Source organism: Streptomyces sp. NPDC036822 (genome assembly GCF_055609145.1).
Window position 1 is genome coordinate 319,274 of the sequence record NZ_JBVJPY010000007.1, and the last position, 14,233, is coordinate 333,506.

14 protein-coding genes are annotated in these 14,233 nt (G+C 71.8%); 12 read left to right on the forward strand and 2 right to left on the reverse strand.

Going from position 1 to position 14,233, the window contains the following annotated elements:
* Positions 1-13: 13 nt before the first annotated feature.
* Positions 14-583, forward strand: a complete 570-nt coding sequence (locus ACZ68P_RS19540) for an HIT family protein (RefSeq protein WP_471007666.1) — start codon at positions 14-16, stop codon at positions 581-583.
* A 21-nt stretch (positions 584-604) separates the two neighbouring features.
* Here the strand turns inward: ACZ68P_RS19540 and ACZ68P_RS19545 are convergent, their stop codons facing one another.
* A complete protein-coding gene (locus ACZ68P_RS19545; RefSeq protein ID WP_471007668.1) occupies positions 605-2,263 on the reverse strand; it encodes a hypothetical protein in 1,659 nt (552 codons plus the stop codon).
* Between the two features lie 226 nt (positions 2,264-2,489).
* On the reverse strand, positions 2,490-4,697 hold the full coding sequence (locus ACZ68P_RS19550) for an elongation factor G-like protein EF-G2 (RefSeq protein WP_471007670.1): 2,208 nt from the start codon (positions 4,695-4,697) through the stop codon (positions 2,490-2,492).
* Between the two features lie 253 nt (positions 4,698-4,950).
* Between ACZ68P_RS19550 and pgsA the strand changes: the two genes are divergently transcribed.
* The 11 genes from pgsA to yajC all read left to right on the forward strand — a co-directional run bounded on the left by pgsA (position 4,951) and on the right by yajC (position 14,169).
* Positions 4,951-5,625: a phosphatidylinositol phosphate synthase gene (gene pgsA, locus ACZ68P_RS19555; protein ID WP_471007673.1), complete on the forward strand. Its 675-nt coding sequence runs from the start codon at positions 4,951-4,953 to the stop codon at positions 5,623-5,625.
* Complete coding sequence (locus ACZ68P_RS19560) at positions 5,622-6,629, forward strand: phosphatidylinositol mannoside acyltransferase (protein WP_471007674.1); 1,008 nt, start codon at positions 5,622-5,624, stop codon at positions 6,627-6,629. The genes pgsA and ACZ68P_RS19560 overlap by 4 nt, the downstream gene beginning before the upstream one ends.
* Positions 6,626-7,789 (forward strand): glycosyltransferase family 4 protein, encoded by a 1,164-nt coding sequence (locus ACZ68P_RS19565; protein ID WP_471007675.1) that lies wholly within the window; start codon positions 6,626-6,628, stop codon positions 7,787-7,789. The genes ACZ68P_RS19560 and ACZ68P_RS19565 overlap by 4 nt, the downstream gene beginning before the upstream one ends.
* 233 nt (positions 7,790-8,022) lie before the next feature.
* Positions 8,023-8,565: a hypothetical protein gene (locus tag ACZ68P_RS19570; protein WP_471007677.1), complete on the forward strand. Its 543-nt coding sequence runs from the start codon at positions 8,023-8,025 to the stop codon at positions 8,563-8,565.
* Positions 8,566-8,686: 121 nt separating this feature from the next.
* On the forward strand, positions 8,687-9,610 hold the full coding sequence (gene pdxS / locus ACZ68P_RS19575) for a pyridoxal 5'-phosphate synthase lyase subunit PdxS (protein ID WP_365721250.1): 924 nt from the start codon (positions 8,687-8,689) through the stop codon (positions 9,608-9,610).
* Positions 9,611-9,616: 6 nt separating this feature from the next.
* Positions 9,617-10,207: a pyridoxal 5'-phosphate synthase glutaminase subunit PdxT gene (gene pdxT / locus ACZ68P_RS19580; protein WP_471007679.1), complete on the forward strand. Its 591-nt coding sequence runs from the start codon at positions 9,617-9,619 to the stop codon at positions 10,205-10,207.
* Positions 10,208-10,269: 62 nt separating this feature from the next.
* Positions 10,270-11,022, forward strand: coding sequence for a YebC/PmpR family DNA-binding transcriptional regulator (locus ACZ68P_RS19585; RefSeq protein ID WP_365721246.1), 753 nt, complete (start codon positions 10,270-10,272; stop codon positions 11,020-11,022).
* Positions 11,023-11,174: 152 nt separating this feature from the next.
* Positions 11,175-11,744 (forward strand): crossover junction endodeoxyribonuclease RuvC, encoded by a 570-nt coding sequence (gene ruvC, locus ACZ68P_RS19590; protein WP_365721244.1) that lies wholly within the window; start codon positions 11,175-11,177, stop codon positions 11,742-11,744.
* Positions 11,741-12,373 (forward strand): Holliday junction branch migration protein RuvA, encoded by a 633-nt coding sequence (ruvA, locus tag ACZ68P_RS19595; RefSeq protein ID WP_471007683.1) that lies wholly within the window; start codon positions 11,741-11,743, stop codon positions 12,371-12,373. The genes ruvC and ruvA overlap by 4 nt, the downstream gene beginning before the upstream one ends.
* Positions 12,374-12,447: 74 nt before the next feature.
* Positions 12,448-13,527, forward strand: a complete 1,080-nt coding sequence (gene ruvB / locus ACZ68P_RS19600) for a Holliday junction branch migration DNA helicase RuvB (protein ID WP_471007686.1) — start codon at positions 12,448-12,450, stop codon at positions 13,525-13,527.
* A gap of 165 nt (positions 13,528-13,692) precedes the next feature.
* Positions 13,693-14,169: a preprotein translocase subunit YajC gene (gene yajC, locus ACZ68P_RS19605; RefSeq protein WP_471007689.1), complete on the forward strand. Its 477-nt coding sequence runs from the start codon at positions 13,693-13,695 to the stop codon at positions 14,167-14,169.
* Positions 14,170-14,233 lie beyond the last annotated feature (64 nt).

The following is a 14,233-nucleotide window of genomic DNA, read 5'->3' on the forward strand; positions in this document are numbered from 1 at the left end:
CGGGCGAAGCAATATGCTGCACAGCATGACGATTGAGCCGGAGCAGCAGATCGGAGTGGGGACGCAGGACGCGTTCCAGCGCCTGTGGACGCCTCACCGGATGGCGTACATCCAGGGAGAGAACAAGCCGACCGGGCCGGGGGCCGGGGACGGCTGTCCCTTCTGCTCGATTCCGGCCATGTCGGACGAGGACGGGCTCGTGATCGCGCGGGGCGAGCAGGTGTACGCCGTGCTCAACCTCTATCCGTACAACGGCGGCCACCTGATGGTCGTGCCCTACCGGCACGTCGCCGACTACACGGAGCTGGACGCCGCGGAGACCGCCGAACTCGGCGAGTTCACCAAGCGCGCGATGATCGCGCTGCGGTCCGCGTCCGGTGCGCACGGCTTCAACATCGGCATGAACCAGGGCTCGGTCGCGGGCGCCGGGATCGCCGCCCATCTGCACCAGCACGTGGTGCCCCGCTGGGGAGGCGACACCAACTTCATGCCGGTCGTCGGGCACACGAAGGTGCTTCCGCAGCTCCTCGCCGACACCCGCAAGATGCTCGCCGACGCCTGGCCGGCCTCCTCCTCGCAGTAGGCCGGCCACGGCTCGCGGTCCTCACGCGTCGTAGACGTCCGCCTTCTTCGGGCCCGGCTCCTGGACGGTCCCGCTCAGGATCAGCGAGCGGTTGGTGAAGCGCTCCGTGTCCACCCCGTGGTCGTCCAGCACGCGGATGGTCGCGGCGTGGACCGCGCGCATCACCGGGGTCGCGGCGCGGATGGCGTCGTCGGCCATGAAACGGTGGCGCCAGGGCTGCGCCGCCCAGGCGTGCCGCAGACCGAACGGCTCCGGCAGGACGAGCTTGCCCCCGAGGAAGTCCAGGACCGGCGGGAACCACGTCAGCGGTGCCCGGACCGCGAGGCGGACCACCTCGTCGGTCTCGATGAGCGGCAGCTGGATCTCCCGGGTCTCCCAGAACCTGACGGTCTTGGAGACCTCCTTCGTCTTCGCCTTGGGCTTGGTGGTGAAGAGCGAGTGGACGGGTCCCAGCGCATGGCCGGTGACCTCGACCCGCAGCGTGTGCAGCAACGACGTGACCGTGATCATCATCGTCAGGACGAGCTGACCGTCCCAGAGAGTGAACTGCACGCCGAGGTAGTGCCGGTTCCCGCTGCCGAACTGCTGGTCGTTGCAGATGCGCTGTATCTCGTGCGGCTTGACCTGGAAGTGCACGATGTTGTCGCCCTCAGGACGGGCGACCTCGTCGGCGCCCTCGCCGACGGGCGACACGATCCAGTGCTTGACGGTCGGCTTGGGGAAACCCGTCTTGAGGGAGCCCCGCTCCATCAGCGACAGCTCGTCATGGATCTTGCGTACGACGTCCCAGGCGCGGAAGTCGTGGATCTCCCGGCCGTCCTTGGGCACCAGCTCCTCGGCGAGGGTCCAGCTGCCCCAGCGGGTCCCCATGCCCAGTATTCCCTTGGGGCCGGCGTAGAAGACGACGTTGGAGTGCTGCTCGGCGGTCAGCTTCTCCAGGTTCTGGCGGAGGTCCTCGGCCGCCTTCTCGCTCGGGTCGCCGGGGACCGCCTCCGGGATCCTGGCCCCGATGCCACCGCCGCTGAGCAGGCCGTCCCAGCGGGCCCGCAGGTCCTGGGCGGTCGACTCGCAGATGCGCTTGGCGAGGAACCAGCCGATGACCGGGGCCACGATCATGGCCCGGAGGTAGATCGACAGGACGCCGCCGAACGGCAGCTTGAACAGGACCAGCGCGGCCAGCAGGCCGGCGCCCAGCAGCAGGGCCGTCCCCACGGCGCCGGTCCGCCGGTTCTCCGTGCCGGAGACCATGCGGCGCAGCTGGATCACCCCGAGCCAGAGCAGCAGGCCGGGCAGGAAGAGGATGCCGAAGACGAAGGTGACCAGGGTCAGCCTGGTGTCACGCTGCTTACGGATGCGGGTGGCGGCCAGACAGTGCTCGACCACCGGCTGGGGCTCGGTGCCGAAGGACTGGACGAGCGCCTTGCGGGCGCCGCCGAGCATCCGCACCTGCACCGCGCGCGAGAACGCCTCGCCGAGGTCCGGCCGGAAGAGCTTGTTCCACTTGCCTTCGGTCACCTTGGACTGGTGCCACTCGTTGTTGGCCTTGAGGATCTCCTCGACCGGGCCGTCGCGATACGCGGCGGAGGCGAGGGCATGCGTCGCCGCCGTCTGTCCGTCCGAGCCCTGAAGGGGGATCTGCGCCCCGGGTCCGAAACTGCCGATCGTCACTGCCGCCCCCATCGCCGCGTGCCCGCGTGGTTCACCGCGTGTTCCTCTGCGGCCTGTTCCCAACTACCGCGCCCCGCACACCTTCTGAGCTGGGCACCACAGCGTAACCGGGTACCGGCGGATGCGTCACGGAACCGGGCAGGGACGGCCGGATGCCGCCCACCGGAGGGGAGTTCCGCGGGCGCCGCCGGCGAACGGGCGTGCCGACCGGCCGCCGGACCCGGTCGGCCGTGGTCGACTACGCCTCGGCGCCCGCCTGTTCGCGGAGCTTGTGCGCCACCGGCGGCGGCATCGCCTCATGACGGGCGTACGACCGGTCGAAGCGGCCGGTGCCGTGCGAGACGGACCGCAGGTCGACGGCGTACCGGCCCATCTCGATCTCCGGGACCTCGGCGCGCACCACCGTGCGCCCCTGCCCCGCCTGCTCCGTACCGACGACCCGGCCGCGCCGCCCCGACAGATCGCTCATCACCGGACCCACGTACTCGTCGGGGACGAGGACCTGGACCTCCGCGACCGGCTCCAGGAGCTGGATGCTCGCCTCGGCGGCCGCCTCCCGCAGCGCCAGCGCGCCCGCCGTCTGGAAGGCCGCGTCCGAGGAGTCGACCGAGTGGGCCTTGCCGTCGCGCAGGGTGACCCGCACGTCGACCAGCGGGTACCCGGCCGCCACGCCCCGCGCCGCCTGGGCCCGTACGCCCTTCTCCACGGACGGGATGAACTGGCGCGGCACGGCGCCGCCCACCACCTTGTCGACGAACTCGATGCCGCTCCCCGGGGGCAGGGGCTCGACGTCGATCTCGCAGATGGCGTACTGGCCGTGCCCGCCGGACTGCTTGACGTGGCGGCCACGCCCGGCCGACGGGCCGCCGAAGGTCTCCCGGAGCGAGACCTTGTGCGGGACGGCGTCGACCTGGACTCCGTAGCGGTTGCGCAGCCGTTCGAGCGCGACGTCGCGGTGGGCCTCGCCGAGGCACCACAGCACCACCTGGTGGGTGTCCTGGTTCTGTTCCAGCCGCATGGTCGGGTCCTCGGCCACGAGCCGTGCGAGGCCCTGGGAGAGCTTGTCCTCGTCGGCCTTGCTGTGCGCCTCGATCGCGAGTGGGAGGAGCGGGTCGGGCATGGTCCACGGCTCCATCAGGAGCGGGTCCTCCTTGGCCGAGAGGGTGTCCCCGGTCTCCGCCCGGCCGAGCTTGGCGACACAGGCCAGGTCGCCGGCCACACAGGCGTCGACCGGCCGCTGCTGCTTGCCGAAGGGGGAGGTCAGCGCGCCGACCCGCTCGTCGACGTCGTGGTCCTCGTGTCCCCGGTCGGTCAGGCCGTGTCCCGAGACGTGGACGGTCCGGTCGGGGCGCAGGGTGCCGGAGAAGACCCGCACCAGTGAGATCCGGCCGACGTAGGGGTCGGAGGCGGTCTTGACCACCTCGGCGAGGAGCGGGCCGTCCGGGTCGCAGGTCAAGCGCGGGCGGGGCTCGCCGTCGGGCGTGGTGACGGCGGGGACCTCACGCTCCAGAGGGGTGGGGAAGCCGCTGGTGATCAGCTCCAGGAGCTCGACGGTGCCCAGCCCCTGCTTCCCGCCGGCGGCGGCGGGCGCGGCGGCGAGCACCGGGTGGAAGGTGCCCCGGGCGACGGCCTTCTCCAGGTCGTCGGTGAGGGTCGTGATGTCGATCTCCTCCCCGCCGAGGTAGCGGTCCATCAGGGACTCGTCCTCGCTCTCGGCGATGATCCCCTCGATGAGGCGGGCCCGTGCCTCGGCGATGAGCGGCCGCCGTTCCTCGTCGGGCGGGATCTCGCGCCGCTCGCCGCCGGCGTAGTCGAAGATCTTTTCCGAGAGCAGCCCGATCAGGCCGGTGGCCGGGGCGTGGCCGTCGGGAGCCTCGGCACCGTGGACCGGCAGGTAGAGCGGGAGCACCGCGTCGGGGTCGTCGCCGCCGAAGATCCGGCCGCAGACCTCGGTCAGCTCGGCGAAGCCGGTGCGGGCCGTGTCCAGGTGCGTGACGACGATGGCGCGGGGCATGCCGACGGCCGCGCACTCCTCCCACACCATGCGGGTCGAGCTCGCGACGGCGTCGGCCTCCTGGGCCGCCGAGACGACGAAGAGGGCCGCGTCCGCCGCGCGCAGACCGGCCCTCAGCTCTCCGACGAAGTCGGCGTATCCGGGGGTGTCGAGTAGGTTGATCTTGCACCCGGCCCATTCCACCGGGACGAGGGAGAGCTGTACGGAGCGTTGCTGGCGGTGCTCGATCTCGTCGTGGTCGGAGAGCGTCCCGCCGTCCTCGACGCGTCCGGCCCGGTTGACCGCTCCCGCGGTCAGCGCGAGGGCCTCGACGAGGGTGGTCTTTCCCGATCCGCTGTGGCCGACCAGCACCACGTTCCGTACGGCCGAGGGCCGGTCGGCCGTCGGCGCCCTGCCGGCGGCCCCGGAGTGTGCGTTCGCCTTGTCGCCCATGGTGTTCCTCCCGATCGCTTGCACGGTGAGGCGGGCGCGGGCGTGGGAGGGGGCGCGGCGGACGGTGCTTCGCGTGCAGCTCCGGCGACGCCCGCGGTTGTCCTTCGAGCTTTGCACCGACGTCACGATGCGTCCATACGTCGTACGTGACGCCGCGGACCGGGTGCCCGACGGTACGGCGCCACGGTCCTGGCTACGATGGGCGAGCCGGTGGTCGTAGGGGCCGCGCGGCCCACCGAACGTCGGGAAGGCCATGCTGAACAAGTACGCGCGTGCATTTTTCACGCGTGTCCTCACACCGTTCGCCGCGTTTCTCCTCCGCCGGGGCGTCAGCCCCGACGCGGTCACACTCATCGGCACGGCCGGAGTGATGGCGGGTGCACTGGTCTTCTTCCCCCGGGGAGAGTTCTTCTGGGGCACGATCGTCATCACCCTCTTCGTCTTCTCCGACCTCGTCGACGGCAACATGGCCCGGCAGGCCGGTATCTCCAGCCGCTGGGGGGCGTTCCTCGACTCCACGCTCGACCGGGTCGCCGACGGCGCCGTCTTCGGCGGCTTCGCGCTCTGGTACGCGGGCACCGGCGACGACAACGTGCTGTGCGCGGTCGCCATCTTCTGCCTGGCCAGCGGCCAGGTCGTGTCGTACACCAAGGCCCGAGGAGAATCGATCGGCCTGCCGGTCGCGGTCAACGGCCTCATCGAGCGGGCCGAGCGCCTGGTGATCTCTCTCGTCGCCGCCGGCCTGGCCGGACTGCACGCGTTCGGCGTGCCCGGCGTCGACGTCCTGCTGCCGATCGCGCTGTGGATCGTGGCCGTCGGCTCGGCGGTGACGCTGGGCCAGCGGGTCGTGACCGTGCGGCGGGAGTCCGCGGAGGCGGACGCCCGCGGGGACGCGGGCGCCGGCCGGGGGAGCGAGGCGACGTCATGAGCGGTGCCACGGACATGCGGGACCGGCTGACCGACGGGCTGTACGGGCTCGGCTGGGCCACGGTCAGGAAGCTGCCCGAGCCGGTCGCGGCCGGGCTGGGCCGGCGGATCGCCGACATCGCCTGGAAGCGGCGGGGCCCGAGCGTGCTGCGGCTGGAATCCAACCTCGCCCGCGTGGTGCCCGACGCCACGCCGGAGCGGCTCGCCGCGCTGTCGAAGGCCGGCATGCGTTCCTACATGCGGTACTGGATGGAGTCCTTCCGGCTGCCGGCCTGGAGCAAGGAGCGGGTCGGGGGCGGCGTCCACATCGAGGACATCGATCGTCTGAAGGACGGGCTCGCGTCCGGGCGCGGTGTCATCCTCGCCCTGCCGCACCTGGCCAACTGGGACCTGGCGGGCGTGTGGGTGACCCGGCACCTCGGGGTGCCGTTCACGACGGTCGCGGAACGGCTCAAGCCGGAGACGCTGTACGACCGGTTCGTGGCCTACCGCGAGTCCCTGGGCATGGAGGTCCTGCCGCACACCGGTGGCGCGGCCTTCGGCACACTGGCGCGCCGCCTGCGGGCCGGCGGCCTGATCTGCCTGGTCGCCGACCGCGATCTGTCGGCGTCCGGTACCGAGGTCTCGTTCTTCGGCGAGACGGCACGGATGCCGGGCGGTCCGGCGATGCTGGCGCAGCATACGGGCGCCCTGCTGATGCCCGTGACGCTCTGGTACGACGACTCGCCGGTCATGAAGGGGCGGGTGCACGCGCCCGTCGACGTGCCCGGGACAGGCACGCGGGCCGAGAAGACGTCCGTGATGACACAGGCGCTGGCCGACGCCTTCGCCACCGGCATCGCCGACCACCCGGAGGACTGGCACATGCTGCAACGACTGTGGCTCGCGGATCTCGACGAGCGTGCCGACGAGCCCGGCGGCGGCCGTGCCGACGGCCGGGGCTCCGACGAGCGGGGCCCCGGCGACCACCGGGGCGACGGCCCGCGCGGGGAGCGGAGCGCGTGAGGATCGGCATCGTCTGCCCGTACTCGTGGGACGTGCCGGGCGGCGTCCAGTTCCACATCCGCGATCTGGCCGAGCATCTGATCCGCCTCGGGAACGAGGTGTCGGTGCTCGCCCCCGCCGACGACGAGACACCGCTCCCGCCGTACGTCGTCTCGGCCGGCCGGGCCGTGCCCGTGCCGTACAACGGCTCCGTGGCGCGGCTCAACTTCGGCTTCCTGTCGGCCGCGCGCGTGCGGCGCTGGCTGCACGAGGGCACCTTCGACGTCATCCACATCCACGAGCCGGCCTCCCCGTCGCTGGGGCTGCTGACCTGCTGGGCGGCGCAGGGGCCGATCGTGGCCACCTTCCACACCTCCAACCCGCGCTCGCGGGCGATGATCGCCGCGTACCCGATCCTCCAGCCGGCGCTGGAGAAGATCAGCGCGCGGATCGCGGTCAGCGAGTACGCGCGGCGGACCCTCGTCGAGCACCTGGGCGGCGACGCGGTCGTCATCCCCAACGGCGTCGACGTCGACTTCTTCGCGCGGGCCGAGCCGAAGAAGGAGTGGCAGGGCGAGACGCTCGGCTTCATCGGGCGGATCGACGAGCCCCGCAAGGGGCTGCCCGTGCTGATGCGGGCCCTGCCGAGGATCCTCACCGAGCGGCCCGGAGCGCGGCTCGTCGTGGCGGGGCGCGGTGACGAGGAGGAGGCCGTGGCCGGCCTCCCGGCGGAGATGCGCGCAAGGGTCGAGTTCCTCGGCATGGTCAGCGACGAGGACAAGGCCCGCCTGCTGCGCAGCGTCGACCTGTACGTCGCGCCCAACACCGGCGGCGAGAGCTTCGGGATCATCCTGGTCGAGGCGATGTCGGCGGGCGCGCCGGTCCTCGCCTCCGACCTCGACGCGTTCGCGCAGGTCCTGGACCAGGGCGGGGCCGGCGAGCTGTTCGCCAACGAGGACGCGGACGCGCTGGCGGACGCGGCGATCCGGCTGCTCGGGGACGAGGAGCGGCGCAAGGAGCTCAGGGCCCGGGGGAGCGCGCACGTGCGGCGCTTCGACTGGTCGACGGTGGGCGCGGACATCCTGGCCGTGTACGAGACGGTGACGGACGGCGCGGCGTCGGTGGCCGCGGACGAACGCACCGGCCTGCGCGCCCGCTTCGGCCTGGCGGCCAGGGACTGACCCGCCGGGTGCCGCCCCGGCACGGCCCGTCCGTGCCAGGGGCGGTTCCTTCGTGCCCGGCCTGGGCCGGTCCCTCCGTGCCGGGCCTGAGGCGGCCTTTCCGTGCCGGACGACCCCAGCCGGACGGGACTTGCGAAACACGCCCTCGTGCCCGGGGGACCCAGCGGGGGCCCGGTCGTCCATGACCACGCCCTTCGGAGTGGTGGCCCGCCGCCCCGGTAGCCTGTGCGCCCGTGACCGTAACCCTGATCTGGACCGTCGTCGCGCTCATCGCGATCGGCCTGTACCTCAGCTGGACCGCCGGGCGGCTCGACCGGCTGCACTCCCGGCTCGACGCCGCCCGCGCCGCCCTCGACGCCCAGCTGCTGCGGCGCGCCTCGGTCACCCAGGAACTGGCCACCTCCGGCGTGCTCGACCCGGCCGCCTCGATCGTGCTCTACGAAGCGGCCCACGCCGCCCGCCAGGCCGAGGAGGACCACCGCGAGGTCGCCGAGAGCGAGCTGAGCCAGGCGCTGCGGGCCGTCTTCGGCGAGCCCGAGCAGGTCGAGGTCGTACGGGAGGCCCCGGGCGGCGAGGAGGCCGCCGACGAACTCGCGGCGGCCGTGCGCAGAGTCCCGATGGCCCGCAGGTTCCACAACGACTCCGTGCGCGCCGCCCGCGCGCTGCGCCGCCACCGTACGGTCCGCTGGTTCCGCCTCGCAGGCCACGCCCCGTTCCCGTTGGCCTTCGAAATGGACGACGAGCCGCCCGTGGCCCTTGCCGATCGCCCGACCTGACCCCCCTCGCCTGGGAATGCAACGAAAACGATCCACGGGCTCCACATTGGCCCTTGCTGTGGACCGCGGGTGGCCTGTTTCCTCGTCTTGTCTCCACACCGCTTTCTCGAGTGAGGTCCCTGTGTCCACCACGCTTCCCAACAGCAACCCGTCCGCTGAGTCGTCGGCGATTGGCACCTCCCGCGTCAAGCGCGGCATGGCCGAGCAGCTCAAGGGCGGTGTGATCATGGACGTGGTCAACGCCGAGCAGGCGAAGATCGCCGAGGACGCCGGTGCCGTGGCCGTCATGGCCCTGGAGCGGGTCCCCGCGGACATCCGCAAGGACGGCGGCGTGGCCCGCATGTCCGACCCGAACATGATCGAAGAGATCATCGGCGCCGTGTCCATCCCGGTCATGGCCAAGTCCCGCATCGGCCACTTCGTCGAGGCGCAGGTCCTGCAGTCCCTCGGTGTCGACTACATCGACGAGTCCGAGGTCCTCACCCCGGCCGACGAGGTCAACCACTCCGACAAGTGGGCCTTCACCACGCCGTTCGTCTGTGGCGCCACCAACCTGGGCGAGGCCCTGCGCCGCATCGCCGAGGGCGCGGCCATGATCCGCTCCAAGGGCGAGGCCGGCACCGGCAACGTCGTGGAGGCGGTCCGCCACCTCCGCCAGATCAAGAACGAGATCGCCCGCCTGCGCGGCTACGACAACAACGAGCTGTTCGCCGCCGCCAAGGACCTGCGCGCCCCGTACGAGCTGGTCAAGGAGGTCGCCGAGCTCGGCAAGCTGCCGGTCGTGCTGTTCTCCGCCGGTGGTGTCGCCACCCCCGCCGACGCCGCGCTGATGCGCCAGCTCGGCGCCGAGGGCGTCTTCGTCGGCTCCGGCATCTTCAAGTCCGGCGACCCGGCCAAGCGCGCCGCCGCCATCGTGAAGGCCACCACCTTCTACGACGACCCGAAGATCATCGCGGACGCCTCCCGCAACCTGGGCGAGGCCATGGTCGGCATCAACTGCGACACCCTCCCCGAGTCCGAGCGCTACGCCAACCGCGGCTGGTAAGACCCCATGAACACTCCTGTGATCGGTGTCCTGGCTCTCCAGGGCGACGTACGGGAGCACCTGATCGCCCTGGCCGCGGCTGACGCCGTGGCCAGGCCGGTCCGGCGCCCCGAGGAGCTCGCCGAGGTCGACGGCCTGGTCATCCCCGGCGGCGAGTCCACCACCATCTCGAAGCTGGCCGGGCTGTTCGGCCTGGCAGCCCCCCTGCGCGAGCGCATCGCCGGCGGCCTGCCGGTCTACGGCACCTGCGCCGGACTCATCATGCTCGCCGACAAGATCCTCGACCCGCGCTCGGGCCAGGAGACCTTCGGCGGCATCGACATGATCGTCCGCCGCAACGCGTTCGGACGGCAGAACGAGTCCTTCGAGGCGGGCGTCGAGGTCCGCGGCATCGAGGACGGTCCCGTCGAGGGGGTCTTCATCCGCGCCCCCTGGGTCGAGTCCGTCGGCGCGCAGGCGGAGGTCCTCGCCGAGCACGACGGCCACATCGTCGCCGTACGCCAAGGGCGGGCCCTCGCGACCTCGTTCCACCCGGAGCTCACCGGTGACCACCGCATCCACGCCCTGTTCGTCGACATGGTGCGCGCGGCGCGGTGACACGATCCCGGTAGGATCTCTGGGGTTCGTTCAGTAATGGGTTACGCGAAGGAGACAGGCAGATGTCCGGCCACTCTAAATGGGCTACGACGAAGCACAAGAAGGCCGTGATCGACGCCAAGCGCGGCAAGCTCTTCGCGAAGCTGATCAAGAACATCGAGGTCGCCGCGCGTACCGGCGGTGCCGACATCGACGGCAACCCGACCCTCTTCGACGCCATCCAGAAGGCGAAGAAGAGCTCCGTCCCCAACAAGAACATCGACTCCGCGGTCAAGCGCGGCGGCGGCCTCGAGGCCGGCGGCGTGGACTACGAGACGATCATGTACGAGGGCTACGGCCCGAACGGTGTCGCGGTGCTCATCGAGTGCCTCACCGACAACCGCAACCGCGCCGCCTCCGACGTCCGCGTCGCCATGACCCGCAACGGCGGCTCCATGGCGGACCCGGGCTCGGTCTCGTACCTGTTCAACCGCAAGGGCGTCATCGTCCTCCCCAAGGGTGAGCTGAGCGAGGACGACGTCCTCGGCGCGGTGCTCGACGCGGGCGCCGAGGAGGTCAACGACCTCGGTGACAGCTTCGAGGTGATCAGCGAGGCCACCGACATGGTCGCGGTACGCACCGCCCTGCAGGAGGCCGGCATCGACTACGACTCCGCCGACTCCAACTTCGTCCCGACCATGCAGGTCGAACTCGACGAAGAGGGCGCGCGCAAGATCTTCAAGCTGATCGACGCGCTCGAGGACAGCGACGACGTGCAGAACGTCTTCGCCAACTTCGACGTCAGCGACGAGGTCATGGAGAAGGTCGACGCCTGACGGCGGGCCGTCTTCGGCGGGCCGACGGGGACACACTCCCGTCGGCCCGCCGCTGTTCGCGGGGCGTTGTCAGTGCGAGCCGATAGCCTGCGCGAACCGGGGAACCCCCGGACGTAGTCTGAGGCGGAACGACAGTGCGGGGAGGGACTGAGGTGCGCGTTCTCGGGGTGGACCCGGGCCTGACCCGGTGCGGCGTCGGCGTGGTCGAGGGTGTCGCCGGCCGGCCCCTGACCATGCTCGGCGTGGGCGTGGTGCGGACGGCCGCCGACGCGGACATCGGCGTACGGCTGGTGGGCATCGAGCGTGGCATAGAAGAGTGGCTCGACCGCTTCTCCCCCGAACTGGTCGCCGTGGAGCGGGTGTTCAGCCAGCACAACGTCCGCACGGTCATGGGCACCGCCCAGGCCAGCGCCGTCGCCATGCTCTGCGCCTCCCGCCGCGGTATCCCCGTCGCCCTGCACACCCCCAGCGAGGTCAAGGCCGCCGTCACCGGCAGCGGACGGGCCGACAAGGCCCAGGTCGGAGCCATGGTGACCCGCCTGCTGCGGCTCGCGGCCCCGCCCAAGCCGGCCGATGCCGCCGACGCGCTCGCCCTGGCCATCTGCCACATCTGGCGGGCCCCCGCGCAGAACCGCCTCCAGCAGGCCGTCGCCCTGCACGCCGCCGCTCACTCCACCGCATCGCCCTCCGCTCCGCGCACCGCGAAAGGCCGTACCCGATGATCGCCTTCGTCAGCGGCCCCGTCGCCGCGCTCGCCCCCACCACCGCGGTCGTCGAGGTCGGCGGTGTGGGCATGGCCGTCCAGTGCACCCCGAGCACCCTCGCCGAGCTGAGGGTCGGTCAGGAAGCCCGTCTGGCCACGTCGTTGGTGGTGCGGGAGGACTCGCTCACGCTGTACGGCTTCGCCGACGACGACGAGCGGCAGGTCTTCGAGGTCCTCCAGACCGCCAGCGGAGTCGGCCCGCGCCTGGCCCAGGCCATGCTCGGCGTGCACAGCCCCGACGCCCTGCGGCTGGCCGTCTCCACCGGAGACGAGAAGGCGCTCACCGCCGTCCCCGGCATCGGCAAGAAGGGCGCCCAGAAGCTCCTCCTCGAACTGAAGGACAAGCTGGGCCGGCCGCTCGGCACCGGCGGCCTCGTCGGCGCCCAGCGCGCCGCCGCCTCCGGGCCGGCCCCGTGGACGGAGCAGCTGTCGGCCGCGCTCATCGGCCTGGGCTACGCCAGCCGCGAGGCGGAGGATGCCGTCGCCGCGGTCACCCCGCAGGCCGAGGCCGCCCTCGCCGAGTCCGGCTCCGCCCCCGTCCCGCAGCTGCTGCGCGCCGCCCTCCAGACGCTCAACCGCGCCCGCTAGCACCGCCGGACCACGGCACCGCCCCGTACGGCACCGCACCCGCACCGCACCGAGAAGACCGAGAAGGCAGACACGTGAACTGGGACGACGACACGGCACCGGCCGCCGAGGAGCGGATCGTCGACGCCGCCGCCGAGGGCGACGACCAGGCCGTCGAGGCGGCCCTGCGCCCCAAGGACCTCGCCGAGTTCGTCGGCCAGGAGAAGGTCCGCCAGCAGCTCGACCTGGTGCTGAAGGCGGCCCGCCAGCGCGGCGCGACCGCCGACCACGTCCTGCTCTCCGGCGCCCCCGGCCTCGGGAAGACCACCCTCTCGATGATCATCGCCGCGGAGATGAACGCGCCGATCCGCATCACCTCCGGCCCCGCCATCCAGCACGCCGGCGACCTCGCCGCGATCCTCTCCTCCCTCCAGGAGGGGGAGATCCTCTTCCTCGACGAGATCCACCGCATGTCCCGGCCCGCCGAGGAGATGCTCTACATGGCGATGGAGGACTTCCGCGTCGACGTGATCGTCGGCAAGGGGCCCGGCGCCACCGCCATCCCGCTCGAACTGCCCCCCTTCACCCTGGTCGGCGCCACCACCCGGGCCGGACTCCTCCCGCCGCCGCTGCGGGACCGCTTCGGCTTCACCGGACACATGGAGTTCTACGAACCGGCCGAACTGGAGCGCGTGATCCACCGCTCCGCCGGCCTCCTCGACGTCGAGATCGACACCGCGGGCGCCGCCGAGATCGCCGGCCGCTCCCGGGGCACGCCCCGCATCGCCAACCGCCTCCTGCGCCGCGTCCGCGACTACGCCCAGGTCAGGGCGGACGGCGTGATCACCCGCGACATCGCGGCGGCCGCCCTCGGTGTGTACGAGGTGGACAGCCGCGGCCTCGACCGGCTCGACCGGGCCGTCCTGCAGGCCCTGCTGAAGCTCTTCGGCGGCGGACCGGTCGGCCTGTCCACCCTCGCGGTCGCGGTCGGCGAGGAGCGCGAGACCGTCGAGGAGGTCGCCGAGCCCTTCCTCGTACGCGAAGGGTTGCTGGCCCGCACGCCCCGTGGCCGGGTCGCCACCCCCGCGGCATGGGCGCATCTCGGACTGGTCCCGCCGCAGGCAGTGGCCCCGGGAGCGGCCGGAAGCGGACAACAGGGGCTCTTCGGGGCGTGACGGCGCGGAGACTCGCCGGTCGAGGAACCGCGGTGCGATGCTGGACGTTGTTCCATCGATGCGGACTCGCCTAGACTCCGCCGATGCCGACCTTTCTGGTCGGCACGCCCACCCCCGAAGATCAGGCCGCGGTTTCTCCGCGTCCGTGCGAAGGAAACCCGTCCCGTGAGTATCGTGACCCTCCTCCCCTTCATCGTCCTCATCGGGGCCATGTTCCTGATGACCCGCTCTGCCAAGAAGAAGCAGCAGGCGGCGGCGGAGATGCGTAACCAGATGCAGCCCGGCACCGGCGTACGGACGATCGGGGGGATGTACGCCACCGTCAAGGAGGTCGGTGACGAGACCGTCCTCCTCGAGGTCGCGCCCGGCGTGCACGCCGTCTACGCCAAGAACGCGATCGGTGCCGTCCTCGCCGACGAGGAGTACAACCGGATCGTCCACGGTGACGAGCCGGAGGCCGACGCCACTGTCGTGCCCGATGACGCCTCCTCGCTGACCGAGTCTGCCGAGGACGCCGAGCACGACGCCGTGGAGGTCTCGGGGGAGGCCAAGACCGACCTGACCAAGAAGGCGGACGAGGCCGAGGCCGACACCGAGGTCAAGAAGGACGCCAAGGCCGACGGCGAGGCGGACGGGAAGTAGTCGCGACCGGGGACCGCCAGGACGCCCACCGGCGTCCGCGGTCCCCGGCACGGTTGCACGTCTG

Coding starts and splice junctions, on each gene's coding strand:
- ruvA (WP_471007683.1), top strand. CDS start 11,741: ATGATCGCCTTCGTCAGCGGCCCCGTCGCCGCGCTCGCCCCCACCACC.
- ACZ68P_RS19550 (WP_471007670.1), bottom strand. CDS start 4,697: ATGGGCGACAAGGCGAACGCACACTCCGGGGCCGCCGGCAGGGCGCCG.
- ACZ68P_RS19540 (WP_471007666.1), top strand. CDS start 14: ATGCTGCACAGCATGACGATTGAGCCGGAGCAGCAGATCGGAGTGGGG.
- pdxT (WP_471007679.1), top strand. CDS start 9,617: ATGAACACTCCTGTGATCGGTGTCCTGGCTCTCCAGGGCGACGTACGG.
- ACZ68P_RS19560 (WP_471007674.1), top strand. CDS start 5,622: ATGAGCGGTGCCACGGACATGCGGGACCGGCTGACCGACGGGCTGTAC.
- pgsA (WP_471007673.1), top strand. CDS start 4,951: ATGCTGAACAAGTACGCGCGTGCATTTTTCACGCGTGTCCTCACACCG.
- ACZ68P_RS19545 (WP_471007668.1), bottom strand. CDS start 2,263: ATGGGGGCGGCAGTGACGATCGGCAGTTTCGGACCCGGGGCGCAGATC.
- ACZ68P_RS19585 (WP_365721246.1), top strand. CDS start 10,270: ATGTCCGGCCACTCTAAATGGGCTACGACGAAGCACAAGAAGGCCGTG.